At 68.8% G+C, this 23,418-nt stretch carries 20 protein-coding genes and 2 tRNA genes; 15 read left to right on the forward strand and 7 right to left on the reverse strand.

Annotation, left to right across the window (positions count from 1 at the left end):
• The first annotated feature begins 32 nt into the window (after positions 1-32).
• The 4 genes from AC1DFR_RS06035 to AC1DFR_RS06050 all read left to right on the forward strand — a co-directional run bounded on the left by AC1DFR_RS06035 (position 33) and on the right by AC1DFR_RS06050 (position 4,223).
• On the forward strand, positions 33-554 hold the full coding sequence (locus AC1DFR_RS06035) for a winged helix-turn-helix transcriptional regulator (RefSeq protein WP_223913761.1): 522 nt from the start codon (positions 33-35) through the stop codon (positions 552-554).
• Entirely contained in the window at positions 551-1,912 is a 1,362-nt protein-coding gene (locus AC1DFR_RS06040) for an MFS transporter (protein WP_223913762.1), read from the forward strand. The genes AC1DFR_RS06035 and AC1DFR_RS06040 overlap by 4 nt, the downstream gene beginning before the upstream one ends.
• A gap of 108 nt (positions 1,913-2,020) precedes the next feature.
• Positions 2,021-3,379 (forward strand): glycosyltransferase 87 family protein, encoded by a 1,359-nt coding sequence (locus AC1DFR_RS06045; protein WP_476872969.1) that lies wholly within the window; start codon positions 2,021-2,023, stop codon positions 3,377-3,379.
• An 82-nt stretch (positions 3,380-3,461) separates the two neighbouring features.
• Complete coding sequence (locus tag AC1DFR_RS06050; RefSeq protein WP_476872970.1) at positions 3,462-4,223, forward strand: SDR family oxidoreductase; 762 nt, start codon at positions 3,462-3,464, stop codon at positions 4,221-4,223.
• A 90-nt stretch (positions 4,224-4,313) separates the two neighbouring features.
• Here the strand turns inward: AC1DFR_RS06050 and AC1DFR_RS06055 are convergent, their stop codons facing one another.
• The 5 genes from AC1DFR_RS06055 to AC1DFR_RS06075 all read right to left on the reverse strand — a co-directional run bounded on the left by AC1DFR_RS06055 (position 4,314) and on the right by AC1DFR_RS06075 (position 9,653).
• Positions 4,314-4,796: a hypothetical protein gene (locus AC1DFR_RS06055; protein WP_476872971.1), complete on the reverse strand. Its 483-nt coding sequence runs from the start codon at positions 4,794-4,796 to the stop codon at positions 4,314-4,316.
• Between the two features lie 296 nt (positions 4,797-5,092).
• Positions 5,093-6,301, reverse strand: coding sequence for an acyl-CoA dehydrogenase family protein (locus AC1DFR_RS06060; RefSeq protein ID WP_476872972.1), 1,209 nt, complete (start codon positions 6,299-6,301; stop codon positions 5,093-5,095).
• Positions 6,302-6,310: 9 nt separating this feature from the next.
• Positions 6,311-7,846 (reverse strand): APC family permease, encoded by a 1,536-nt coding sequence (locus tag AC1DFR_RS06065; protein ID WP_476872973.1) that lies wholly within the window; start codon positions 7,844-7,846, stop codon positions 6,311-6,313.
• The gene (locus AC1DFR_RS06070) at positions 7,843-9,054 is read right to left on the reverse strand and encodes a glutathionylspermidine synthase family protein (protein ID WP_476872974.1); all 1,212 of its coding nucleotides are present in this window, start codon (positions 9,052-9,054) and stop codon (positions 7,843-7,845) included. Before AC1DFR_RS06070 ends, AC1DFR_RS06065 begins: the two co-directional genes overlap by 4 nt.
• A gap of 2 nt (positions 9,055-9,056) precedes the next feature.
• Positions 9,057-9,653, reverse strand: coding sequence for a Tat pathway signal protein (locus tag AC1DFR_RS06075; RefSeq protein ID WP_476872975.1), 597 nt, complete (start codon positions 9,651-9,653; stop codon positions 9,057-9,059).
• A 187-nt stretch (positions 9,654-9,840) separates the two neighbouring features.
• Here AC1DFR_RS06075 and AC1DFR_RS06080 point away from each other — a divergent pair, with 187 nt between their 5' ends.
• The 4 genes from AC1DFR_RS06080 (at position 9,841) to AC1DFR_RS06095 (ending at position 13,442) form a co-directional block, all read left to right on the forward strand.
• Positions 9,841-10,494: an MOSC domain-containing protein gene (locus AC1DFR_RS06080; RefSeq protein ID WP_476872976.1), complete on the forward strand. Its 654-nt coding sequence runs from the start codon at positions 9,841-9,843 to the stop codon at positions 10,492-10,494.
• Between the two features lie 389 nt (positions 10,495-10,883).
• The gene (locus AC1DFR_RS06085) at positions 10,884-13,001 is read left to right on the forward strand and encodes a DEAD/DEAH box helicase (RefSeq protein WP_476872977.1); all 2,118 of its coding nucleotides are present in this window, start codon (positions 10,884-10,886) and stop codon (positions 12,999-13,001) included.
• 233 nt (positions 13,002-13,234) lie between these two features.
• Positions 13,235-13,306, forward strand: a tRNA-Thr gene (locus AC1DFR_RS06090).
• Between the two features lie 62 nt (positions 13,307-13,368).
• A tRNA-Met gene (locus AC1DFR_RS06095) sits at positions 13,369-13,442 on the forward strand.
• A 55-nt stretch (positions 13,443-13,497) separates the two neighbouring features.
• Here the strand turns inward: AC1DFR_RS06095 and AC1DFR_RS06100 are convergent.
• Positions 13,498-13,905 (reverse strand): hypothetical protein, encoded by a 408-nt coding sequence (locus AC1DFR_RS06100; protein WP_476851342.1) that lies wholly within the window; start codon positions 13,903-13,905, stop codon positions 13,498-13,500.
• A 132-nt stretch (positions 13,906-14,037) separates the two neighbouring features.
• On the opposite strand from AC1DFR_RS06100, the gene AC1DFR_RS06105 reads away from it, so the two are divergent.
• From AC1DFR_RS06105 to AC1DFR_RS06125, 5 genes are all read left to right on the forward strand, one after another.
• A complete protein-coding gene (locus AC1DFR_RS06105; RefSeq protein ID WP_476859381.1) occupies positions 14,038-14,721 on the forward strand; it encodes a response regulator transcription factor in 684 nt (227 codons plus the stop codon).
• Positions 14,718-16,121, forward strand: coding sequence for a sensor histidine kinase (locus AC1DFR_RS06110; protein ID WP_476870445.1), 1,404 nt, complete (start codon positions 14,718-14,720; stop codon positions 16,119-16,121). Before AC1DFR_RS06105 ends, AC1DFR_RS06110 begins: the two co-directional genes overlap by 4 nt.
• 146 nt (positions 16,122-16,267) lie before the next feature.
• The gene (gene yidC / locus AC1DFR_RS06115) at positions 16,268-17,068 is read left to right on the forward strand and encodes a membrane protein insertase YidC (RefSeq protein WP_230007959.1); all 801 of its coding nucleotides are present in this window, start codon (positions 16,268-16,270) and stop codon (positions 17,066-17,068) included.
• Positions 17,065-17,724, forward strand: a complete 660-nt coding sequence (locus AC1DFR_RS06120) for an NAD(P)H-binding protein (RefSeq protein ID WP_476870446.1) — start codon at positions 17,065-17,067, stop codon at positions 17,722-17,724. Before yidC ends, AC1DFR_RS06120 begins: the two co-directional genes overlap by 4 nt.
• A gap of 85 nt (positions 17,725-17,809) precedes the next feature.
• The gene (locus AC1DFR_RS06125) at positions 17,810-19,381 is read left to right on the forward strand and encodes a Na+/H+ antiporter (protein ID WP_476872978.1); all 1,572 of its coding nucleotides are present in this window, start codon (positions 17,810-17,812) and stop codon (positions 19,379-19,381) included.
• 15 nt (positions 19,382-19,396) lie between these two features.
• Here AC1DFR_RS06125 and AC1DFR_RS06130 read toward each other — a convergent pair whose 3' ends face one another.
• On the reverse strand, positions 19,397-20,575 hold the full coding sequence (locus AC1DFR_RS06130) for an ROK family transcriptional regulator (protein ID WP_476870447.1): 1,179 nt from the start codon (positions 20,573-20,575) through the stop codon (positions 19,397-19,399).
• Positions 20,576-20,678: 103 nt separating this feature from the next.
• Between AC1DFR_RS06130 and AC1DFR_RS06135 the strand changes: the two genes are divergently transcribed.
• Together AC1DFR_RS06135 and AC1DFR_RS06140 are read left to right on the forward strand one after the other, a co-directional pair.
• Positions 20,679-22,385: a glycoside hydrolase family 13 protein gene (locus AC1DFR_RS06135; protein WP_476859387.1), complete on the forward strand. Its 1,707-nt coding sequence runs from the start codon at positions 20,679-20,681 to the stop codon at positions 22,383-22,385.
• Positions 22,382-23,377 carry an aldo/keto reductase gene (locus tag AC1DFR_RS06140; protein WP_476859388.1) on the forward strand — a complete coding sequence of 332 codons (996 nt, stop codon included), beginning with the start codon at positions 22,382-22,384 and terminating at the stop codon, positions 23,375-23,377. Before AC1DFR_RS06135 ends, AC1DFR_RS06140 begins: the two co-directional genes overlap by 4 nt.
• Positions 23,378-23,418: the final 41 nt, after the last annotated feature.

A 23,418-nucleotide genomic window follows, 5' to 3' on the forward strand; every position in this document is an offset into this window, starting at 1 on the left:
CTTTCTCTAAGAGAGTCAGCTAGGGTGGCCGCATGGCACTTCGATCCGACTGGTCCCAACGGACCTGCAGCATGGCCCGCGGCCTCGACATCCTGGGCGATCCATGGAGCGTGCTCGTCCTGCGCGAGGTGTTCTTCGGCAACGGCCGCTTCGAAGCCATGAAGGCCCGGCTGGGGGCGGCCGATTCTGTGCTCACCAAGCGGCTCGCCGGGCTCGTCGCCGCCGGGCTCCTGGCCCGGAGGCCCTACGACGACGGCGGCCGCACCCGCCAGGAATACGTCCTCACCGCCATGGGCGAAGACGCCCTCCCGGTGCTCAACGCCGTCGTGATCTGGGCCGAAAAGCATCTCCCGGCGCCGTCCGGGCAGGCACACATGTTCGTCATCCACAGCGGCTGCGGGGAGAGGACCTCCTCGGCTGACACGTGCACGGCCTGCGGGGAACCGCTGACGGCCGCCAACACGAGCTGGCACAGCCTCTCCCGCACCGCGGACCCCGTGCCGCTGGCCTCGGCCGGCACCGGAACACCTGTCCAGAACGGAACCGCCGCATGAACGCCCCTGAAACCACCGTGACCCCGGCGCCGGTCCGCCGCCGCATCCACCCTGCGTGGACCGTCGCCGCCGTGGCTTTCCTCGCGCTGGTCGGCGCGGCAGGGTTCCGGGCGGCCCCGGGTGTGCTGATGGTGCCGCTGCAGAACGAGTTCGGCTGGTCCACCACCGTGCTCTCCGCCGCGGTCAGCATCAACCTCGTGCTTTTCGGGCTCACGGCACCGTTCGCGGCAGCGCTCATGGAACGCTTCGGCATCCGCGCAGTCACGGCCGTGGCCCTGGTGCTGATCGGCGCCGGCAGCGCGCTGACGGTCCTCGTGACCCAGTCCTGGCAGATCCTGCTGACGTGGGGGCTGCTGATCGGGCTCGGCACCGGGTCCATGGCGCTGGTCTTCGCCGCGACCATCGCCAACACCTGGTTCGCCAAGAGCCGCGGCCTGGTCATCGGCATCCTCACCGCCGGCAGCGCCGCCGGACAGCTCGTGTTCCTGCCCTTCATCGCGGCCCTTGCCCAGGACCCGGGCTGGCGGCAGGCCTCGCTCCTCATCGGTGCCGGCGCGCTGGCCGTGGTGCCGCTCGTGCTGATGTTCCTGAAGAACTCACCGGCCGACGTCGGCGTGCTGCCCTACGGGGCGACGCCGCCGGCCCCCGGCCCGAACGCGGGCACGGAATCCAGCGGGCCCGAACCGACAGGACCGGCCGCTGGGCAGGAAGTGCAGGAGCCCCGCCGGAACGCCGCGGTCCGTGCCCTGCAGGTCCTCAAACGGGCCAGCAAAGTGCGTACCTTCTGGGCCCTGGTGGCTGGCTTCGCGATCTGCGGCGCGACCACCAACGGGCTGATCGGCACCCACTTCATCCCCTCCGCCCACGACCACGGCATGCCCGAAACCACCGCGGCGGGMCTGCTCGCCGTCGTCGGCCTCTTCGACATCATCGGCACCATCGCCTCCGGGTGGCTCACGGACCGCTTCAACCCCCGGATCCTGCTCGCCGTGTACTACCAGTTCCGCGGGATCGGGCTGCTGGTCCTGCCGCTGCTGCTCAGCGCTACCGTCCAGCCCAGCATGATCGTGTTCGTGGTCATCTACGGCCTGGACTGGGTCGCCACGGTGCCGCCGACCGCCGCGATCTGCCGCCAAGTGTTCGGTGCCGACGGGAGCGTCGTGTTTGGCTGGGTATTCGCGGCCCACCAGCTCGGTGCGGCCGCCGCTGCCCTGGCGGCCGGGGCGGTCCGGGACGCCACCGGCCAGTACACCTACGCCTGGTTTGCCGCCGCTGCCATGTGCACCATCGCCGCCGTCATCAGCGCCACCATCCGCAAGGACGCCCGGAAGCCGGAGTCCGTCCCGGTCCCGGCGTAGCTGTTCTGTAGACTGACCCGACAGCGAGGGCGCGTTTGCGCCGCCCTGGACGGAACCGACCAAACGGCCAGCGTCTACATCAGCAGCCCGATGGGGGAGTACATGTCAGTGCCCGTTTCAGACCGCAGCCCGGCGCGGTATTCACCCGTCCCGCACCTGTTCCGGCTCTCCGTCATCCCGGCCATCGCCGCGGTGGGCTACTTCATCTGGATCTCGCTCGGAGTCTGGGGCAAGCACGGCCTGGACTTCAGCGTCTACTGGTACGGCGGCAAAATCCTCAACGACGCCGGCGCGGCACCCTCAGCCCTGTATGCGGGCAACGTGGACTGGGCCGGCGGACCGGCGCTGATGTTTACCTACCCGCCGTTCGCCGCCATCGTCTTCGGCCTCTTGGCCCGGCTGCCCCTGGCGGCGGCGCTGACCCTGTTCAACGCCGCCGGCGCCGGGGTGGCGATCCTGGCCGCGGTCCGAACGGTCCGGTACTGGAACGCGAAAGCCTCCTGGCGCGACACCTTCCGGGCACCGGGCAACGGCTGGGCCGCCGCCGTCCTGGTCCTGGCGGTGCTGAACCTGGGTCCCTGGCGCGAGACCCTGGTGTTCGGCCAAATCAACGCCCTGCTGATGGGCCTGATCGCCGTGGACCTGTTGGCCCGCAACCGGCGCTGGGCCCGCGGTTTCCCCGGCAGCGGCTTCCTGGTGGGCGTCGCCGCCGGCATCAAGCTGACGCCCCTGGTGTTCGGGCTCTACTTTCTGGTCCGCAGGGACTGGCGCGGGCTGGGCAACATGGCCGCCGGCTTCACCGCCACCGTGGCGGCCGGCTGGCTGCTCCGGCCCGCCGAATCCCTGCAGTTCTGGCTCCAGATGCTGCCCGACACCTCCCGGATGGGGGGAGCGGGTTACGTGGACAACCTGTCCATTAAGGGCGCCCTGCTGCACTTCGGGGTCCCGGAAGCGCACGTCACCGTGCCATGGCTGCTGCTGAGCCTGGCGGTTGTGGCCGTGGGCGCCGCAGTGATCAAGGCCGCCAGCGATCAGGGTGCCCGCGTCGTGGCCGTATCGGCGACCGCGATCACCATGCTGCTGATCAGCCCGGTCTCGTGGTCCCACCACTGGGTGTGGGTCGCGGCGGTCTTTCCGGCTTTCGCCTGGACCCTGCGGGAAGCTCCGCGCCGGTACGTCGGGATGCGCTGGACCATGGGCGGCGTGCTGGGCCTGTCGATCCTCGTATTCCTGTTCTCGCCCAAGACCATCGGTACGGCCCTCGGCGCCGAAAACCTCGACATCCAGACGCCCGGGGTGTGGATCATGGCCTCCAGCGCCGGCGTCTTCTGCGCCCTGGCCCTGCTGGTGTGCTGGCTCGTGGCCCTGCGGCGGGACCCGCTGGGGCCGGAGCCGGACCTTGCACGCGGGCCGGCTGCCGAACGGGACGTCCCGGCCGCCGTCTCCACTTCCTCAGCCTCCTCGTAGGCACCGCTCGTAGCAGGCCGCGCACCTAGCAGGCCGCCACCTGGTAGGCGCCGCGCCGGCCGCCACCGCTAGGCTGGTCGGCATGAGCTCCCCCGACGGACGTAAGACGGCCCTTGTCACCGGTGTCGGCCGGCTCGCCGGAATCGGCGCAGGCATCGGACGCCGCCTCGCCGCGGACGGCTGGGACCTCGTGCTGACGTACTGGCAGGACTACGACGCGCGGATGCCGTGGGGAGTCCAGCCGGACGACGTCGAACGCCTCACCGCCGAGCTCGAGGCGATGGGCGCCGCCGTCGTGGCGCTGCCGGCGGATTTCCAGGACCCGCACGCCGTGGACAGGCTGATGTCCGCCGCCGCGGCGGAGGCCGGAACCCTGCAGGGTCTGGTGCTCAGCCACGCCGAATCCGTGGACTCCTCCATCCTGGACACGTCGCTGGAGAGCTTCGAGAGGCACTTTGCGGTCAACACCCGGGCCAGCTGGCAGTTGATTGCCGCTTTCGCCCGGCAGGCCGGTCCCGAGGGCGGCGCCATCGTGGCCCTGACCAGCGACCACACCGCTTTCAACCTGCCCTACGGGGCATCAAAGGGCGCCCTGGACCGGATCGTGATCGCCGCCGCCCGCGAACTCGGCCCGCTCGGGATCAGCGCCAACGTCCTGAACCCGGGACCGGTGGATACCGGCTGGATGGATGAGCCGCTCCGTGACGAACTGGCCCGCCGGCAACCCGGCGGCCGGCTGGGCACACCGGCGGACGTGGCCGGCACCGTCGCGTTCCTGCTCTCGCCCGAGGGCCGCTGGATGTCCGGGCAGCTGGTCAAGGCCGACGGCGGATTCTCCGCCTGAGCCGCTGGGACCGCGGGAACGCTCTGATTCATGGAGCGTGTGTGGTGTTGGGGCAGCATCCGGTGGTGGCCGGACCCGGTCAGCCGGCGCTCAGCCGGCGGTCAGCAGGGCGAGGGCTGTTGCCAGTTCGGTGGCGGCGCCTTGGAGGAGGCAGGCCGTCTCCCGTGCCCGGGTCTTGCGTCCGGACTGGAGGTCGGCATCGATGAGGTCGGCGATGAGTTCGAGCCGGCACGCACCGGCCTTGGATGCGGACCAGGACAGGCTTTGGGCGGCCAGGCGCGCGCCCTCCCAGTCCCCGCCGGCCAGGGCCTGGTGAATCTTTTCGACCCGGTGGGGAAGCATGAGCTGGAATGTGCTGACGAAGTCGTGGAACTTCCACGACTGGACCGTCCCCGTGCTCTCCTGAAGCCGGTCGCGGTCCAGGACGAGTGCCGCGCTGATGCGGGCCCGGTGCCGGTGGGGTCCCTGGCCGGAAGCGGATCTGTCCTGGCCGTCCCCGCCCGCGCCGGCAGTGGCGTGACGTGCCGGAAAGAAACGAAGTGTCCACGCGGCTGGCTTTGCGTTGAGACTCATGATGTCCCCCTTTACTTGGCAGCCTGTTCCACCCGTCGGGCAGGCAGGCAGGGTGCTCAGCTCCTGTGTCTGGGACGGGCGGGACGACGTCGGTTCGACCGGCCAGAGAAGAAGTGCCGTGGGCTATTTGGCTGCCTCTGCTCCGGTGGCGATGGCACCACTGTACGAATGCGCCCCCGGGAGAACACGAGTGTTGGCTACCCGAAAACCCGGCAGTCACCACTTGTATCACTGGCCTCATCCGTAGCGCGTGACGAGCGGACACGGAAACACTGCCGCGAAATACCCCGCGGCTCTCAGCGGAAGGCGGGGAGACCCGTAATGTGCTGGCCCAGGATCAGGGTGTGGACCTCGTCGGTGCCCTCGTAGGTCCGGACGGATTCCAGGTTGGCGGCGTGCCGCAGCGGGGAATAGTCCAGCGTGATGCCGTTGCCGCCCAGAATCGTGCGCGCCTCCCGGGCAATGCTGAGCGCCTCCCGCACGTTGTTCAGCTTGCCGAGTGAGATCTGCTCCGGACGCAGCCTGCCGGCGTCCTTGAGCCGGCCCAGGTGCAGGGCCAGGAGTGTGCCCTTCTGGATCTCCAGGACCATGTTCACCAGCTTCTCCTGCGTCAGCTGGTACCCGGCCAGCGGCTTGCCGAACTGCAGCCGCTCCTGGGAGTAGGCCAGCGCGGCCTCATAGGAATCCCGCGCGGCGCCCATAGCTCCCCACGCGATCCCGTACCTGGCCTCGTTGAGGCAGGAGAAGGGACCCCTCAGCCCGCGCGCCGCGGGCAGCAGCGCCTCCGGGCCCAGCCGGACGGCGTCGAACGTGATGTCGCACTGGATGGAGGCGCGCATCGAGAGCTTCTGCCCGATCGGCGTCGCGGTGACGCCCGCGGTGCCGGCAGGGACGAGGAAGCCGCGCACGCCGTCGTCGGTCATGGCCCACACCACCAGCACGCCCGCCACGGAGGCGAGCCCGATCCAGCGTTTCGCGCCGTCCAGGATCCAGCCCGCGTCATCGCCGGAGCCGTCGCGGCGGGCGAAGGTCTTCATCGAGGCAGGGTCCGAGCCGGCCGTGGGCTCGGTCAGGGCAAACGCGCCGATCAGTTCGCCGGCGGCCATCCGGGGGAGCCACTCCTGCTTTTGGTCCTCGGAGCCCCACTTGTGGATGGCCGTCATGGCGAGGGAGCCCTGCACGGAGACGAACGTGCGGACGCCCGAATCGCCGGCCTCGAGTTCCATCGCCGCGAGGCCATATTCGACGGCGGAACGGCCCGGGCAGCCGTAGCCCTCCAGGTGCATGCCGAGCACGCCGAGCTCGCCAAGTTCCGGGGCGAGCTCGAGGGGGAACACGGCGTCCTCGTACCAGCCGGCGATGCCCGGCCGGATCCGCTGGTTCGTGAAATCGCGGACGCGCTCGCGCACGCTGCGCTCCTCCGCGCTCAGCAGGGAATCGATGGCCAGGACATCGGAGACGTCGGAAAGGTTGGCCTCATTGTTCATGCCAGCGTCGTTGCTCATGCCAGCATCCTACGGCCGCACCTGCAGGGGCGCGCCGGCGTCGGGCTGGTGCTGCAGGAAGTAGCCCCGCGTGGACGGCGCGAAACGGCAGGCGGCGGCCAGCGCCACGCCCAGCCCCAGGAGCAGCACGCCGCTGATGAAGGCCCCGCCGACGCCGAAGATCTGCGTATCACCGTAGTCCGGATCCCACATCTGCACCGCCGAGACGAAGAATGCCGCAGTCAGCATAAGGGCGCCGAGCAGGGGCATGACGCCGCGGAACCAGAAGTTCCGGGCCGAGCCGCGCAGGCTCGCGCGGAAGTACCAGACGCACGCGAAGCCGGTCAGGGCGTAGTAGAACGCGATGAACAAGCTGATCGAAGTGATGGAGTCGGCGAGCAGGTTCTCGCTCAGGAGACTCATCAGGACGTAATAGGCGACGGCAGCGGCACCCATGACCTGGGTGGAATACCCCGGCGTCTGGTTGCGCGGGTGGACCTCGCCGAACCTGCGCGGCACGGCTCCGTGCACGCCCATGGACAAGGTGCCGCGGGCCGTGGGAAGGATGGTGGTCTGGGTCGAGGACAGCACCGAGGCCAGGACGGCGACGACGATCAGCCAGCCCCAGGGGCCCAGCACCACGTCCTTCATGGCCAGGAAGACATCGTTCTGGTTGGCCTCGTTGCCCAGCCCAATCCCATCCGTGCCCACCGTGGCATACATCATCACCAGCAGGGCCACAGAGACGTAGATCGCCACGAGGACAAGCGCGGAAATGACGGCGCCTCGGCCGGGCGTGGTGGCAGGGTTTTCGGTCTCCTCGTTCACCGCGAGGCAGGTATCCCAGCCCCAGTAGATGAACAGGGCCAGCAGGGCCCCGTGCACCACCGCGCCCGGATCGGCGAACGCACCGGCGGGGTTGAACCACTCAAGGTCGAAGGCTTGGCCAGTGGCCGCGCCGGGCACCCCGCCCGCGATCCGGAAGATGATGGCCATCGCGAAGATGCCCAGTGAGAGGTACTGCACGTAGGTCAGGACCCGCTGGACATGTTCCCCGAGGCGGATGCCGCGGTAGTTCACGAAGGTCATGAACACGATGAACAGCACGCCGGTGGCGGTGACCACGAGGCTGTTCCCGGCCAGCGAACCGTCGCCGATCAGCAGCCACAGGTACTGCCCGGCGACCTGGGCGAGGTTGGCCAGGACCACGACGCCGGCCAGGGCCACGCCCCATCCGCCCAGCCAGCCGGCCCAGGGACCGAACGCCCGGCGGGCCCAGATGAAGGTGGTCCCGCAGTCCGGCATGGCGCTGTTGAGCTCACGGAAGGCGAAGGCGATGAAGAGCACGGGCACGAAGCCCAGCAGCAGGATCAACGGGGTGTAGTTGCCGTTCACCGCCACGATCAGCCCCAGGGTCGCCGCGAGCGAATAGACCGGCGCGGTGGAGGCCAGCCCCAACATGACGGAGTCTCCGAGATCCAGGATTCCGGCGCGCAGTCCCTTGGCCGGAACTGCCGCGGGACCCCCGGGGCCGCTGGCCGTCGTCGTCGTGGTTCCGGTGCTCATAGGGCAATACCTGCCTTGCTGGAGTGGGCCTGGTTCGAGGCCGGGGCGGGCGCGTCAATCGTGTTGGGCACGAAGCGGCAGAAGTAGTCGGTGATGGGCCCGTCCGACTCGCGGATGCCGCAGCCGACCGATTCGCCGTCGACCACCCAGAGGCCGAGCACAGGGCGGTTGCCGTCGAAATCGGGGAGGGCATGGAACTGCTGGTAACACCAGCCTTCCCGGCCGTAGTCGCCGGGCTGTTCGAGGTCGATGCCGGCGGCGTGGATCCTGATGTTGTCCCCTTCCCGGCCGTGCAGCGGCTTGGCCACCCACTCCGTGAGCGGCCCGGGACCGTCAAGATAGGCCGGAAGCAGGTTGGGGTGGTCCGGGTAGAGGTGCCAGAGCGCCGCGAGCAGGGCCTTGTTGGACAGGAGCATCTTCCAGGCCGGCTCCACCCAGCGCGGATTGTGGGCGCGCTGCAGCAGCCGCTGCCCGAACGGCTCCTTCATCATCAGTTCCCAGGGGTAGAGCTTGAACATGGTGCTGATCATGAAGTTGTCCAGGTCCACGAAGCGGTTGAGGTTCGGATCCCAGCCGATGTCGGACATGTTGATGCCGATGGTGGTCCAGCCGGCCTGGCTCGCGACGTCCCGCATGTAGGCTGCCGTCATCCAGTCCTCTCCGGATTCTTCCGCCTCGGAGTGGGCGACGTGGAGCGTGCTCATGCCCGTGCGGTACTGCAGCCTCTTCCACTGCCGGATGAGGGCTTCATGGATGCCGTTCCACTGGTCCTTTTCGGGATGGACGTCCTGCAGCCAGAACCACTGGGCGACGGCGGCCTCAATGAGTCCGGTAGGGGTGTCCGCGTTGTACTCCAGCATCTTGGCCGGGCCGCCCCGGCCGTCGTAGACGAAGTCGAAGCGGCCGTAGACGTCCACATCGCCGGCCTGCAGCGATGCAGCCGCCAGTTCCAGGGCCTGCGGCCCGATCCCGATGTTGCCCATGGCGCCGGTGGCGAGGAACTTCGCGGCCTCGAGGCACATGCGGTGCATGTCCTCGGCGGCCTGTTCGAGGGTCTCCACTTCGTCCATGGTGAATTCGTAGTAGGCGCCTTCGTGCCAGTACTCGACGTTCGTGCCGTCGGGCAGGGCCGTGGTGGAGAAAACCAGGCCTTGTGCTTCAATCCGCTCTTTCCAGTCCGGCCGCGGCGCGGATCCCAGTCGTTTCATCCCTAGCCTCCCGTGCTTCCGCCCTTGGCGCTGCCGCCGAAGCCGCCCCTGCTGACCGTGCCGCCCTTGGCGCTGTACCCCGTGGACGCCTTGGCCCCGGTGGGAACTGTCCTGCTGTAGCTGGGGTAGCCCGACCGGTTCTGGCCCAACCCGGGCACGCCGGCGCCGCGGGAGTAGAAGTACCAGGCGTAGATGCCGGAGCTGCGGCCGTCCGTGCTGCTGTTGTTGCACTGCGCATCATCGACCCGCTCGCCGGTGTCGTCGTTGAAGCACACCTGGGCGTAGTCGGCCTCGTCCTCGTTGCTGGCCACCATGGCGGTGATCGTGCCGGCCAGGAGCGCCGTGACGCCCAGCCCGACGACGGCGGTACGGCGCTGCGAACGCTTCTTCCGCGCCGCCGCGGCCGCCAGGCCGCGCTCGCGTTCCAGGGCGAAGGGGTCAACCACGGCGGGGGCAGTGGGGTCAGCCGGAAGTCCCGGCGGCGCGGGCTGGCCGGGCTGGTTCTGCAGCTCGGGCCGGAGCCCCGGCTGTGGAATCTGCCACGGAGGCTGCTTCCGGTCCTGCCGTGGACTGTCCGGGTGCTCGTCGTTTCGGCCCAAATGTGTCCCCTCACGTCTGGCCGCAGGGTATCCCGCGGAAGGCTTGCGTGCTTTTCCCGACGCCAGCCTAACCGGCCTCCGGATCCCGGGCGATGGAAAGGGCGTGCCGTGTCTGCGGCGGGCGCGTGGGAAGCGTGCCGGCGCTGAGTCCGGGGCCGCGGGCACGCCGCAGGCCTACACTGGTGCCATGGAAACCGCATCCGTGCTTGCTGTCTGCAGGGTTCACCAGCTGCTCGATGATCCCGGCAGCGTCGGGGTCACCGCGATCGACAAGCGCCCCGTGGACGGACCGGTGAAAGTCCACAAACTTGGCCTGCGCGGTGATATCCAGGCGAGCAGGATCCACCACGGCGGCGAGGACCAGGCACTCTACGCGTACTCGCAGGACGACGCCGACTACTGGGCCGGCGAACTCGGCCGGGACATGCCAGCGGGCATCTTCGGCGAAAACCTGCGGATCACGGGCCTCAACGCCTCCAACGCCGTGATCGGCGAACGGTGGAAGGTCGGACTGGACGTCGAGGTGGAAGTCACCTCCCCGCGCATCCCCTGCGCCACCTTCCAGCGGCGGATGGGCGAGCCGCACTGGGTCCAGCGGTTCACCGAGGCCGGCAGGGTGGGCACCTACCTCCGCGTGGTCCGGACCGGCAGCATCGAGGCCGGAGACCACATCCACCGGCTCTTTGTCCCCGCCCACGGCGTGACGATCGCCAAGTGGTTCACCGATCCCACCCTGGAGGACATGGAGGCCCTGCGCGACGCCGACGCCGACGGCCAGATCCGCCTGCAGCCCGAGTACCGCCAGAGGTTCGAACAGCTGCAGCGCCGTCTCGGGGTCTAGGGGATGGGGAGCCGGTGTGCGCAAGCTCACCAGCCGCCGTCGGCCCCTCAACTACCACTGTTCTGTTCCATGCCCTACACTTGAAATATCCCCCACTCCGGAAATCCCTTATTCCTGCCCAATTCTTGAGGCAGGACTGGCAAGTGTTGGGGCCCGCAAATGTGATGCGGGCATTTTCATAGGGAGAGCCGGCAAAAGAAAACGCTGTACAGACTGCTGGGATAGCAGCCAAGAGATGCAGCGGGAAGTCCTGCCACGGGATTGCGAAAGCGCCGGACTTCTGTGACCCGCCGGTCAACCGTACGCCCGGCAATTCGTGTCACGCGTACTGCGGCTCCGCTCACCTCGGGTTGTGCCGCTTGGCCCCTATGGATGAGGAAATTTCACCTATGCCCGAAAATCAGAACAACTCCGTCGACACCGAACTCGCCACCGCGACCAGCCAGAGCGACGTCGAGACTTCTGAAACGGCTGCCCCCGCAGCCGGCTCCGCCCCGGAATTCACCGAGGCTCCTGCGAACGTTGTAGCACCGGCCGCCGAGGCTGCCCCGCAGGCAGAGACCAAGACCGAGGCCACCTCCGCCCCGGCAAAGGACGAGGACGCCGAGGAAGAAGGCGTCAAGTTCGTGGACCTCGGCATCGACGGCCGCGTCCTGGCCGCCCTGCAGGACGTCGGCTACGAGAAGCCGTCCCCGATCCAGGCAGCAACGATCCCGCTGCTGCTCGAAGGCCGCGACGTCGTGGGCCTGGCCCAGACGGGTACCGGTAAGACTGCAGCATTCGCAGTACCGGCACTGTCCCGCCTGGCCGAGCTCCACGACCTCAACGGCCCGTCCCGCAAGACCCAGGCCCTGGTGCTGGCTCCCACCCGTGAGCTCGCGCTCCAGGTTGCCGAGGCCTTCACCTCCTACGCCAAGCACATCGACGACTTCACCGTCCTGCCGGTGTACGGCGGCTCCGCCTACGGCCCCCAGCTCGCCGGCCTGCGCCGCGGTGCCCAGGTTGTTGTCGGTACCCCCGGCCGCGTCATCGACCACATCGCCAAGGGTTCCCTGGACCTGTCCGAACTCCAGTACCTCGTGCTGGATGAGGCCGACGAGATGCTCCGCATGGGCTTCGCCGAAGACGTGGAGCAGATCTTCCAGCAGACCCCCGCGGGCCGCCAGGTTGCGCTGTTCTCCGCCACGATGCCGAGCCAGATCCGCCGGCTCTCCAAGCAGTACCTGAACAACCCGGCCGAGGTGCAGGTCAAGTCCAAGACCACCACGGGCGCCAACACCCGCCAGCGCTACCTGCAGGTCATGGGCCCGCACAAGCTCGATGCGCTGACCCGCATCCTCGAGGTCGAAGAGTTCGAAGGCGTCATCGCCTTCGTCCGCACCAAGATGGCCACCGAGGACCTCGCCGACAAGCTGCGCTCGCGCGGCTTCCAGGCTGCCGCCATCAACGGCGACATCCCGCAGCAGCAGCGTGAGCGCACGGTCGAGGCCCTGCGCGACGGCAAGATCGACATCCTGGTCGCCACCGACGTCGCCGCCCGCGGCCTGGACGTCGAGCGTGTCAGCCACGTGGTCAACTACGACATCCCGCACGACACCGAGTCCTACGTCCACCGCATCGGCCGCACCGGCCGTGCAGGCCGTTCCGGCGACGCGATCCTGTTCATGACCCCGCGCGAGAAGTACCTGCTGCGTTCCATCGAGAAGGCAACCCGCCAGCCGGTGGAGCAGATGCACCTGCCCACGGCCGAGACCGTCAACACGTTGCGCCTGGGCAAGTTCGCCGAGCGCATCACGGAGACCCTCGCGTCCGAGGACGTTGCAGCGTTCCGCGACCTGATCTCCTCCTACGAGGAAGAGCACAACGTGCCGGCCTCGGAAATCGCCGCCGCACTGGCCGTCATGGCCCAGGGCGGACAGCCGCTGCTGGTCAAGGAACTGCCGGCAGCGCCCGAGTTCCAGAAGCGCGAGCGCTCCAAGGACGGCTTCGGCTCACGCGGCCCGACCCGCACCCTGACCGAGGGCAACGCCACCTACCGGATCGCCGTCGGACGCCGCCAGCGCGTCATGCCGGGTTCCATCGTTGGCGCCATCGCCAACGAAGGCGGTATCTCCTCGGCCCAGATCGGCGGCATCGACATCCGCTCGGACCACTCCCTCGTGGAGCTCCCGGCGGACCTGAGCGCCGATCAGCTCAAGGCACTGTCCCGCACCCGGATCGGCGGCGAGCTGATCCACCTGGAGCTCGACAACGGCCGTAAGCCGGCCGGCGACCGCGGCTCCTACCAGGGCAACCGTGGCGGAGACCGTGGCGGCTACTCCGGCGGCAGCGGCAACTTCAAGGGCAACGGCGGCTTCAAGCGCGAATTCCGCAAGGGCGACGGCGAGCGGTCCTCCGCTGACCGTGGCGGCCGCTCCTTCAGCGAGCGTTCCGAGCAGCGCACCTTCGGCGCGGACACCCGCAAGCCCCGCACCGAAGGCGGCTTCAAGCCCCGCAACAAGTGGTAACCACTAGCACCATCTGAGAGCGGGCCGGCTCCCTGAGCCGGTCCGTTCTTGTTTAAGCATTCCGGCCCCGTGTTCGCTTCGTCACAGCCGCGGCCGCCGATTGGTCCCGGGAGCCGATCCGGGCCCCCAAAACGGCGCCGGGAGCCCGGATTTCCGCTGTTTCCGGCCGGTCCGGCGTCGTACGGCCGCCGATTTGTTGGTGGGCGAATCTTCCGGTAGAGTATTTACTCGTTGCCCCCCTAGCTCAGTGGTAGAGCGCGTTCTTGGTAAGAACGAGGTCACCGGATCGATTCCGGTGGGGGGCTCTGAATGAGGGCCTGTGTCAAGGCGGTTTTTGACCGGCTTAGCGCAGGTTTTCCTCATTTACGGCGGTGTAGCTCAGTTGGTTAGAGCGCACGACTCATAATCGTGAGGTCGGGAGATCGAGCCTCCCCACCGCTACAGACAAAACCCCCGGAATCATTGAGATTCCGGGGGTTTTTCTGTCTCCCCACTGTCAGTCATCGCTTCCCTTGTGCTTGTCGTCGCCGGGCTCGTTTTCGCCGTGTCCGCCGTGGTCGTCGCCCGGTTCGCTGGAGCCGGCAGGTGCCGGGGCGGGAACCGCGGTCCGGTCCTCGCCCGGTTCGCTGGAGCCGGCAGGTGCTGGGGCGGGGACCGCGTCCTCGGTGGCGGAGGGACTCGGCGAGGAGGCCGGGCTGCGGTCCTCGGTTCCGGACGTGCTGCCCGTGGATGTGGGGGAGCCGGAAGCGGCGGTGGTGGCGTTTTGCGGCAGGAGGACGGTATTGGCGGGGTTCGTTGTTCCGGCCGGTGAGCCGTTCAAGGTCTGGGCGTTGACTGCAAGGGCCGCGGATCCGGTGAGCAGGACACCGGCTGCCGTGAGGACGAGGACTGTTTTAGTTTTCATGTCTCCACCCTAGGAATCCGTGGGAAAGGACGGGTCTTGGGGAAATCCAAGAGTTGTCCAAGTTTGCGCCCCCGATCAGCCAACTCACGCGGATTGCGGCAGAATTCGCGGCAGGCAGGAACATAATCAGGTATGCAGATCCTGGTAGTGGAGGATGACGAATCAGTTGCCACCGGAGTCCTTGACGGACTGGGCCGGGCCGGCTTCGGGGCCAGCCACGTCGGAACTGGCGGCCAGGCCCTGGAGGTGGTCCGCGCGTCCAGTCCCGATTTTGTCCTTCTGGACCTGGGGCTGCCGGACATGGACGGCACCGATGTGTGCCGCGCCATTCGGGCGCTGACCTCGATTCCGATCATCGTGGTCAGTGCCCGGGATGAAGAGATTGACCGGGTCCTGGCGCTGGAACTGGGCGCCGATGACTATCTGGTCAAGCCGTTCGGGATGCGGGAACTCATCGCGAGAATCCGGGCGGTGGCGCGCCGCTCCGAAGAACGGCTCCCGGATGGCCGGCCCGGGACGGAGCTCAGCAGGAACATCGGCGGCCTGAGTATTGACCAGCGCTCGCGCCGCGTGCTCCTGGACGGAGCCGAGGTTTATCTGACCGCCAAGGAGTTCGAACTCCTGTATTTCCTGGCCGCCGACCCCGGCGCGGTGTTCGAGCGCCGGGAAATCCTGCGAGCGGTCTGGGACGGCGACTGGTACGGCACCACGAAGACCGTGGATGCCCACATTGCCGGAATCCGCAAAAAGCTCGGTGACCCCCGCTGGATCGAGGCCGTCCGCGGCGTCGGGTTCAGGCTCGGGGTGCCTGGATGAGATGGCGGCTGATCGGCGCCTTCATGCTCATCACCTTGCTGGTGGTCCTGGTCCAGGACATTCCGCTGGGAAACTATCTGGTCCGTGTGGAACGGGAGCGCCTCACCACGTCCCTTGAACGCGACGCTTTTCTCCTGGCCGGCCGGGCCGGCGACGCGTTGAAAGCCGGCGGTCCACTGCCTCCGGAAGTCGCGGCCGACGTGCGCCGGTATGGGGAGGCGGGCGGGGCCCGTGTGGTGATCGTCGACGCCGTCGGGACGGCCGTGGCGACCTCGGACGACGATCAGGCGGCCACCGGATCGCCCTACAGTTCGCGGCCCGAGATCGCCTCCGCACTGACCGGTCAGATCAACGCGGGCCAACGGTATTCCCAGACACTGGGCCTGGACCTGCTCTACGTCGCCGTTCCCGTCCTCAGCGGTGAGAAGATTTCCGGCGTCGTCCGGCTGACGTATCCGGCGTCGGTCGTGGCCGAGCAGGTGAACGGCCAGCTGCGTACCATCTGGACTGTCGCCGGAACCACGGTACTGCTCGCCGGCATCCTGGCCTACGTCATGGCCGGCGCCGTGACCCGGAGACTCCAGCGGCTGCGGGACGCCACGGAACTGCTCGCCGACGGAAACCTGGACACCCGAACCGACGAAGGGGGCGCCCCCGAGATCAAAGCCCTCGCGGGTTCCTTTAACCGCATGGCGGACCGGATGAAACACCTGCTCGAGCAACAACGCGGCTTCGCTTCCGACGCCTCCCATCAGCTCCGCACCCCGCTGACGGGGCTGCGGCTCAGGCTCGAGAACGCCCACGACACGATCCCCGCCGACCCGGAAGCGGGCCGGACCATGGTGGCCGCCTCGCTGGAGGAGACGTACCGGCTGCAGCGCATCATCGACGGGCTGCTGTTGCTCAGCAAGGCCGAAGGCAGCCCGGCCGCGCCGGTCACCACCGACCTCGTCGAGGCAGCGAAGGCCCGCAAGGAACAATGGGAGGCCCTCGCCGAGGAGACCGGTGTGCGCCTGAGCCTGGACGGCCCGCCTGCGGCAGACATCCTGATCCTGCCCGGGGCCGCCGAGCAAATCATCGACAACCTGATCGACAACGCCCTCGCCGTCGCCCCGCCGGGGTCACTGATCCAGCTCGTGGTCTCCCACGGTGAACAGCCAGGCACCATCGAACTGCACATCCTGGACGAGGGCCCCGGGCTTTCCCCGGAAGACTGCGAACGGGCATTTGGCCGTTTCTGGCGCGGCACCCAGGGCGGCGAGGGCAGCGGCCTCGGTTTGTCCATCGTGCACCAACTGGCCCGGGCCAGCGGGGCAGAAGCAACACTCAGGCCCAGGGCCCCCGGGCCCGCACCGGGCACCACCGGCCTGGACGCCTGCGTGCAATTCAGATCAGCCTAAAAATCAACGGCGTCAGCGCAGTGCGGGCACGCCCGGACACCGGCTGAATCGTCTCCTGGTCAGCCGTGTGCCTTCCCGCAACGCGCGCCCGTGACAAGAGGCACTTTTCGCCGTAGCTTTGCAGCAACTGACGGTTGGGGATATCAGTGGACCTTCTTGGCACCATCATGGCTCCGTTCAAATGGCTGGTCTCAGCCATGATGGCGGGCTTCCATGACGGACTCAGCGCCATCGGCATGCCGGCGGCCAGCGGCTGGACCTGGACGCTGTCCATCATTGGGCTGGTGCTGGTGATCCGCGCCGCCCTGATCCCGGTGTTCCTCAAACAGGTCAACGTCCAGCAGCGCATGAGGCGGTTGCAGCCGGACCTGAAGAAGCTCCAGGACAAATACAAAGGCAAGACCGATCCGCTCTCCCGCCAGGCCATGGCGCAGGAACAGATGGCCCTCTACAAGGCGCACGGCACCAACCCGTTCTCCGCCTGCCTGCCCCTGCTGATCCAGATGCCCTTCTTCTTCGCGCTGTTCCAGATGCTGTCCGGCATCAGCGCCGCGGCCGGCCAGGGCGAAGCCGTCGGGGCCATGAGCCCCGAACAGGTCGCGCAGTTCGACGAGTCCACGATTTTCGGCGCCCCGCTCTCGGCCTCGCTGCTGCACGGCGTCGGCGGCAGTCAGCTCTCGGTGTGGATCCTCTCCATTGCGATGATCCTGGCCATGACGGCCTCGCAGCTCATCACGCAGCGGCAGATCATGGCCAGGAGCTTGTCCGGCGAGGCCGTGGCGCCTCCGTTCATGGGCCCGCAAAAGGTGCTGCTGTACAGCCTGCCGGTCGTCTTCGGTGTGGGCGGGATCTTGTTCCCCATCGGCGTCCTGATCTACTGGACCACCACCAACTTGTGGACCATGGGGCAGCAGTTCGCTGTCCGGTGGGACAGAATGGGACCATGACGCGCATCGCAATTATCGGCGGCCACGGCAAGGTGGCTTTGGAACTGTCCAGGATCCTCGCGGCGGAAGGGCACGGGGTGACCTCCTTTATCCGCAACCCGGACCATGCGGCCGACGTCACGGACACCGGCGCCACACCGGCGCTGCTGGATGTGGAGAACGCGACGACGGCGCAGATCGCCGGAGCCCTCCGCGGACACGACGCCCTGGTGTGGTCGGCCGGAGCCGGCGGCGGCAGCCCCGAACGGACCTACGCCGTGGACCGCGACGCCGCGATCCGTTCCATGGACGCCGCGGCGGAAGCCGGCGTCAGCAGGTACGTCATGGTGTCCTATTTCGGGGCCGGGCCGGACCACGGAGTCCCCGCGGACAACGGCTTCTTCGCCTATGCCGAAGCCAAGGCCGCGGCGGATGAGTACCTGCGCGGTTCAGGCCTTGACTGGACCGTCCTGGGCCCCGGAACGCTGACCGCGGGACCCGGCAACGGGATGATCGACGTCGACCCCGCCGACACGTCCGACGGCACCGAAACCGCCCGGGCCAACGTCGCCCTGGTGGCGGCGGCGGTCCTCGGGCTGCCGGCCACGATCGGGCGCACCATCGAGTTCCGGGACGGCACGCTCCCGCTCGCGGCAGCGCTGGAAACGTTGGGCTAGCCCAGGACTCTTCCCGATAGGGTGGTGGGGGCGGTCCGCGCATCCACCCGGGATGCCCCGGCCCGCCTCCGGGGAAAGCGGGCACATGGATCAGTTGGCACTCATCGTTGGACTTCTGCTGGCTACGGTGGGCGCTGTCGGTCTCGGAGAGAAGCTGCGGCTGCCCTACCCGGTGCTGATGCTGATCCTGGCCGTTGCCCTGACGTTCATCCCCGGCTTCCCGGAGATCCAGATCCCGCCCGAGCTGATCCTGCCCATTTTCCTGCCTCCGCTGCTCTTCGCGACAGCGCAGCGCAGTTCGTGGGCTGTTTTCCGGGTCCGCTGGCGCACGTTGCTGATGCTTGCCGTCGCGCTCGTGGTGGTCTCGACGGCGGTGGTCGCGGGCGCGGCCTGGCTCATGATCCCGGGCATCGGCATACCGGCCGCGATCGCCTTGGGCGCCATGGTGGCCCCGCCCGATCCCGTGGCCGTGGACTCCATCGCCAGCCGGGTCCACATGCCGCGGCGGCTCATCAACGTGCTCCAGAGCGAGGGCCTGTTCAACGACGCCGCCGCCATCGTCATCTTCCAGGCGGCCGTGGCCGCGGCCGTCGCCGGCACCAAGATCGCCTCGGACGTTGTCCTCCAGTTTGTCCTGGGAGCTGCGATCGCGGTGGTTGTGGGGATCGGCATGGGCTGGCTCACGAGCCTGATCACCCGCCTGGTGACCTCCATGGTGGCCCGGAGCGCCGTCACCCTGGTGGTGCCGTTTGCCGCCTACATCTTGGCCGAGGAGGTGCACGCCTCCGGGGTGATCGCCGTCGTCGTCACCGCGCTGGAAATGCAGCGCCACTCCCGGCCCGGGGAGGCCGCGGAGAGGGTCACCCGCACCGCGTTCTGGGACGTCGTGGAACTGCTGGTCACCGGCCTGGCGTTCGGTCTGGTGGGGCTGGAAGTACGGCAAGTCATCCACGACGAAGGCAGCGGCGTTTTCGGCATGGTCGGGACGGCCGCGGTGGTGTGCGTCCTGGTGTTCGCCGCACGCTTCGCCTGGCTGGCCATGATGTCCGGCCTCTCCCGGGCGAGGAAGGATGTTCTGCGCCCTACTTCGGCCAAGGACGTGCTGATACTCACGTGGTGCGGCATGCGCGGCCTGGCCACCTTGGCGCTGGCCCTGGCTCTTCCGCTAACCGTTGCGGACGGCACGCCGTTCCCGGCCCGCAGCGAGCTGCTGGTGATCGCCTGCGCTGTGCTGCTGGCCACCCTGGTGCTGCCCGGGCTGACGCTGCCGTGGCTCATGCGTGTCCTGAAGGCGTCCGAGGACGGTTCCGAAGAACGCGACGCCGCCCGCGTGTTGGCAAGCCGGGCGCAACAGGCAGCGATCGCGGCCCTGAAGGACAACGAGCTCATGAAGGAGCTGCCGGCGGATAAGGTGGCGCTCGTGAAGGAGAAAATGACCCGGCTGCACGCCGAGCTGCTGGACGGGAGCCTGCGGCATGAAAGCGCGGGGGAGCAGCGCAAGCGCGGCCGGGAACTGGCGATCGCGGTGCAGACGATCGCCCTCGATGCGGCCCGCCGGGAAGTCGTAGCGGCCCGTAACGAGCCGGGCATGGACCCGGAAGTCGCGGACCGGGTGCTGCGGCAGCTGGACCTGCGCACCATGATCATGCCGGACTAAGGCAACGGATCCGGGTCAGCCCCGCGCGGGGAGGGCCAGCTCCAAGGCATTCGCCTCGACGTAGTCCAGGGCGTGCCGGACCGCGCCCGCCGTGACGATCGCGTCGCCCAGGGGTGAGACTGTCACCCGCGGGGGAGTCGCGGTGAAGCGGGGAAGCAGCGCTGTGATGCCGGGCAGGAGCGCCCCGGCGGACTCGGCGACGGCGCCGCCGATCACCACCTGCTCGGGGTTGATCAGGCTCGCGATCGAGGCGATGACCCGGGCCATGCGCTCCGAAATCCGGTCCAGGATGGCCAGGGCCGCCGGGTCTCCCGCGGCCGCGTCCGCGAAGACGCGCGGCGCACTGGCAGGGCCGCCCGCGGAGGGCCCGCCGCCGGCCGCCGACCACTGCCGCACCAGGGCGGCGATGCCGTCGCTGGAGCCAACACCCTCCACCATGTCCAGATAGCCCATCTCGCCGGCGGCCCCGCCGCGGCCGTGGAGCAGGCGGCCGGATTCCATCACGCCGGCGCCGAGGCGTTCGCCGGCCAGGAGCACCACCAGATCATCCACGCCCACGCCGGACCCGCGCCAGCGCTCACCGAGCGCAGCCAGGTTGGCGTCGTTCTCCAGGAGCACGGTCCAACCGTGCAGCTCCTTCAGCGCGGAGCGGAGCCCGACGTCGAACAGGCTCCAAAACCGCTGCGTCACCAGAACGTTGCCGTCGCGGTCCACCGGCGCTGCGATCCCGGCGCCGACGGCCAGGACCCTGCCCGGGTCAGCTCCCGCCGCTTCCAGCGCCTCGCGGCAGGCGAGATCGACGACGCCGATCCGCTCCTGCGCGGGGATGTCCGCCGCGCGGAAGCTCCCGCTGGAACGGCCGATCACCGTGCCGCGGAGGTCGGCCACGGCGGCGGTGGTGGTCGCGGCACCAATGTCCAGGCCCAGCACGAAACCCGCTTCCCGGTTGAAGGCAAAGCGCCGGGCCGGCCGGCCCTTCCGCGGACTGGCAGGGTCTGCCGGCTGGTCCTGCTCCACTATCCAGCCCCGGCCGATCAGGTCCTCGCAGACGGCAATCACCGAGGCCCGTGTCAGCCCGGTCAGGGCCATCAGCTCGGTTCCGGTGGCCACATCGGCGCCGCGGATGTGGCGCAGCACTGCCTGGGCGTTGACGCGGCGCAGCAGCTGCGGCGTGGCGGCGGCTGCGTGCGGCATCACTTCTTGACCTCTTCTGTCCCCGGACCCATAATTGTTCAGGCAATATATTTAGCTTGTATCTAAATTACCAGAAGCCCTCCCAGACCCGAAGGAATCTCCTTTGACCAACACCGCCACGCTGGCAACCCTGTCCGGTTCCGATCTCGCCGCCGACCCCAACTGGTGGCGCCAGGCATCGGTGTACCAGATCTACCCGCGGAGCTTTTCGGACTCCAACGGTGACGGCCTGGGCGACATCAAGGGCATCACCGCCAAGGTCCCGTACCTGAAGGAACTCGGGATCGACGCCGTCTGGCTCTCCCCGTTCTACCCCTCGGCGCTCGCCGACGGAGGCTACGACGTCGACGACTACCGCGACGTGGACCCCAAGCTCGGCACCCTGGCGGACTTCGACGAGATGTCCGCCGCGCTGCACGCCGCCGGCATCAAGCTCATCGCCGACATCGTCCCCAACCACTCCTCGAACCGGCACGAGTGGTTCCAGGAGGCCCTGGCCTCCCCGCGCGGCTCCGCCGCCCGCGAGCGCTACATCTTCCGCGACGGCCTCGGCGAAAACGGCGAACTCGCGCCGTCGGACTGGGAATCCGTCTTCGGCGGCCCCGCCTGGGAGCGCATCACCGAGCCCGACGGCACGCCCGGGCAGTGGTACATGCACATCTTCGCCAAGGAACAGCCGGACCTGAACTGGGCCAGCCGGGAAATCCGCGACGACTTCCTCAAGACGCTCCGCTTCTGGTCCGACCGCGGCGTGGACGGCTTCCGCGTCGACGTCGCCCACGCGCTGACCAAGGACCTCACCGAGCCGCTGATCTCCAAAGTGGAGCTCAGTGCCGCCAACACCGGAACGGACGGCTTCCCGGACGGCTCGCACCCGTTCTGGGACCGCGATGAAGTCCACGAGATCTACGCCGAATGGCGCGAGGTGTTCAACGAGTACAACCCGCCGCGCACCGCCGTCGCCGAGGCTTGGGTGCACGCCACCCGCCGCGCCCGTTACGCCAGCCCGGAGGGCCTGGGCCAGGCGTTCAACTTCGACCTCCTGCAGGCCGACTTCGCCGCAGGCGAGTTCCGCGAAATCATCGCCCGGAACCTCGCCGAGGCCACCGAGTCCGGTGCCTCCTCCACCTGGGTTTTCTCCAACCACGACGTCGTCCGCCACGCCACCCGCTACGGCCTGCCCCAGGGCGGCGGCAAGCACGCCCAGGGCCAGGACGGCAAGGGCTGGCTGCTGGCCGGCGCCCCCGTCGAGGAGCTCGACGTCGAACTCGGCCTGCGCCGGGCCCGCGCCGCGACCTTGCTGATGCTGGCCCTGCCGGGATCGGCCTACCTGTACCAGGGCGAGGAACTGGGCCTGCAGGAAGTCACGGAGATCCCCGACGCCGAGCGCCAGGACCCCACCTTCTTCCGGAACAAGGGCGTGGAGATTGGCCGCGACGGCTGCCGCGTGCCCCTGCCCTGGGCCCCGGAGGGCACCTCGTTCGGCTTTGGCGCCGGCGGGGCACACCTGCCGCAGCCGGCCTGGTTCAGCCGCTACGCGGTGGCAGCCCAGGACGGCGTGGAAGGGTCCACCCTCGAGCTCTACCGCACGGCCCTGAAGCTGCGCCGCGAACTGCAGACCTCGGAGGAACTGCAGTGGCAGGAATCCGGCAGCGCCGACGTCCTGCGCTTCAGCCGTCCCGGCGGCTGGCAGACGGTGACCAACTTCGGCGACGCGCCGGTTGACCTGCCGGCCGGCGAGGTGCTGGTCAGCAGCGGCCCGCTGGATGGCGGGCAGCTGCCGGCCAACACCACCGTCTGGCTGCGGTGAGCCCCGCACCGCAGGCTTCGCCCGGCACGCCCGCCGGCGCCGGGAACCTTCCCCAGGAACTCGTCTACGGCTGCATGGGCCTGGGCGGCGACTGGTCGGCCGAGCCGTACTCGTCCGCGCACGTGGACGAGGCGGCCGCGGCCGTCGAAGCCGCCCTGAACGCGGGCATCACACTGTTCGACCACGCGGACATCTACACCAACGGCAAGGCCGAAGCCGTCTTCGGCGAGGTCCTGGCCCGCACCGCCGGGCTGCGGGAGAAAATCCGGCTGCAGACCAAGTGCGGCATCCGGCTCAACGAGCAGGGCCTGGAGGCCTACTACGACCTCAGCCGGGACGGCATCCTGGAGCGGGTCAACGAAAGCCTGGCCCGGCTCCGGACGGACTACGTCGACGTGCTCATGCTGCACCGCCCGGATCCCCTGATGGATCCGGCGGAGGTGGCCTCCGCCGTCGGGCAGCTCATGGCCGAAGGCAAGGTGCGGGCCGTGGGCGTGTCCAACATGTCGGGCCCGCAGATCGAGATGCTGCAGGACCGGCTCGAGGTTCCCGTGGTGGGCAACCAGCTCGAAATGAGCCTGCTGAAACGGGCGTGGCTGGAAAGCACAGTGCTCGTCAACCATGCCGAGGGCACGGACTACAGCTTCCCGCACGGGACCGTCGAGCACTGCGTCCGGAACGGCATCCGGCTGCAGGCATACGGGTCGCTGGCCCGCGGCCTCTACACCGGGGCGCCGGCGGCCGCGAGGACGCCGGCCGAGGAGGCCGCCACCTCCCTCGTGGCCGCCCTGGCCGCCGAGAAGGGGACCACGGGGGAAGCGATCGTGCTCGGCTGGCTCATGAGGCACCCTGCCGGGATTGCGCCCGTGATCGGCACCGCGAACCCGGACCGGATCCTCGCCTGCGCCGGAGCCGCCGAGGCCGCCGCGGCGATGACCCGCGCCGAGTGGTACGGGCTCTGGGTCGCGGCCCGGGGAAGCAACATCCCCTAGCCTGTCCGTCCCACCCAACTGGCCGGCAGCCGAGGCCGTTG

Source organism: Arthrobacter sp. 05T410, from assembly GCF_056396505.1.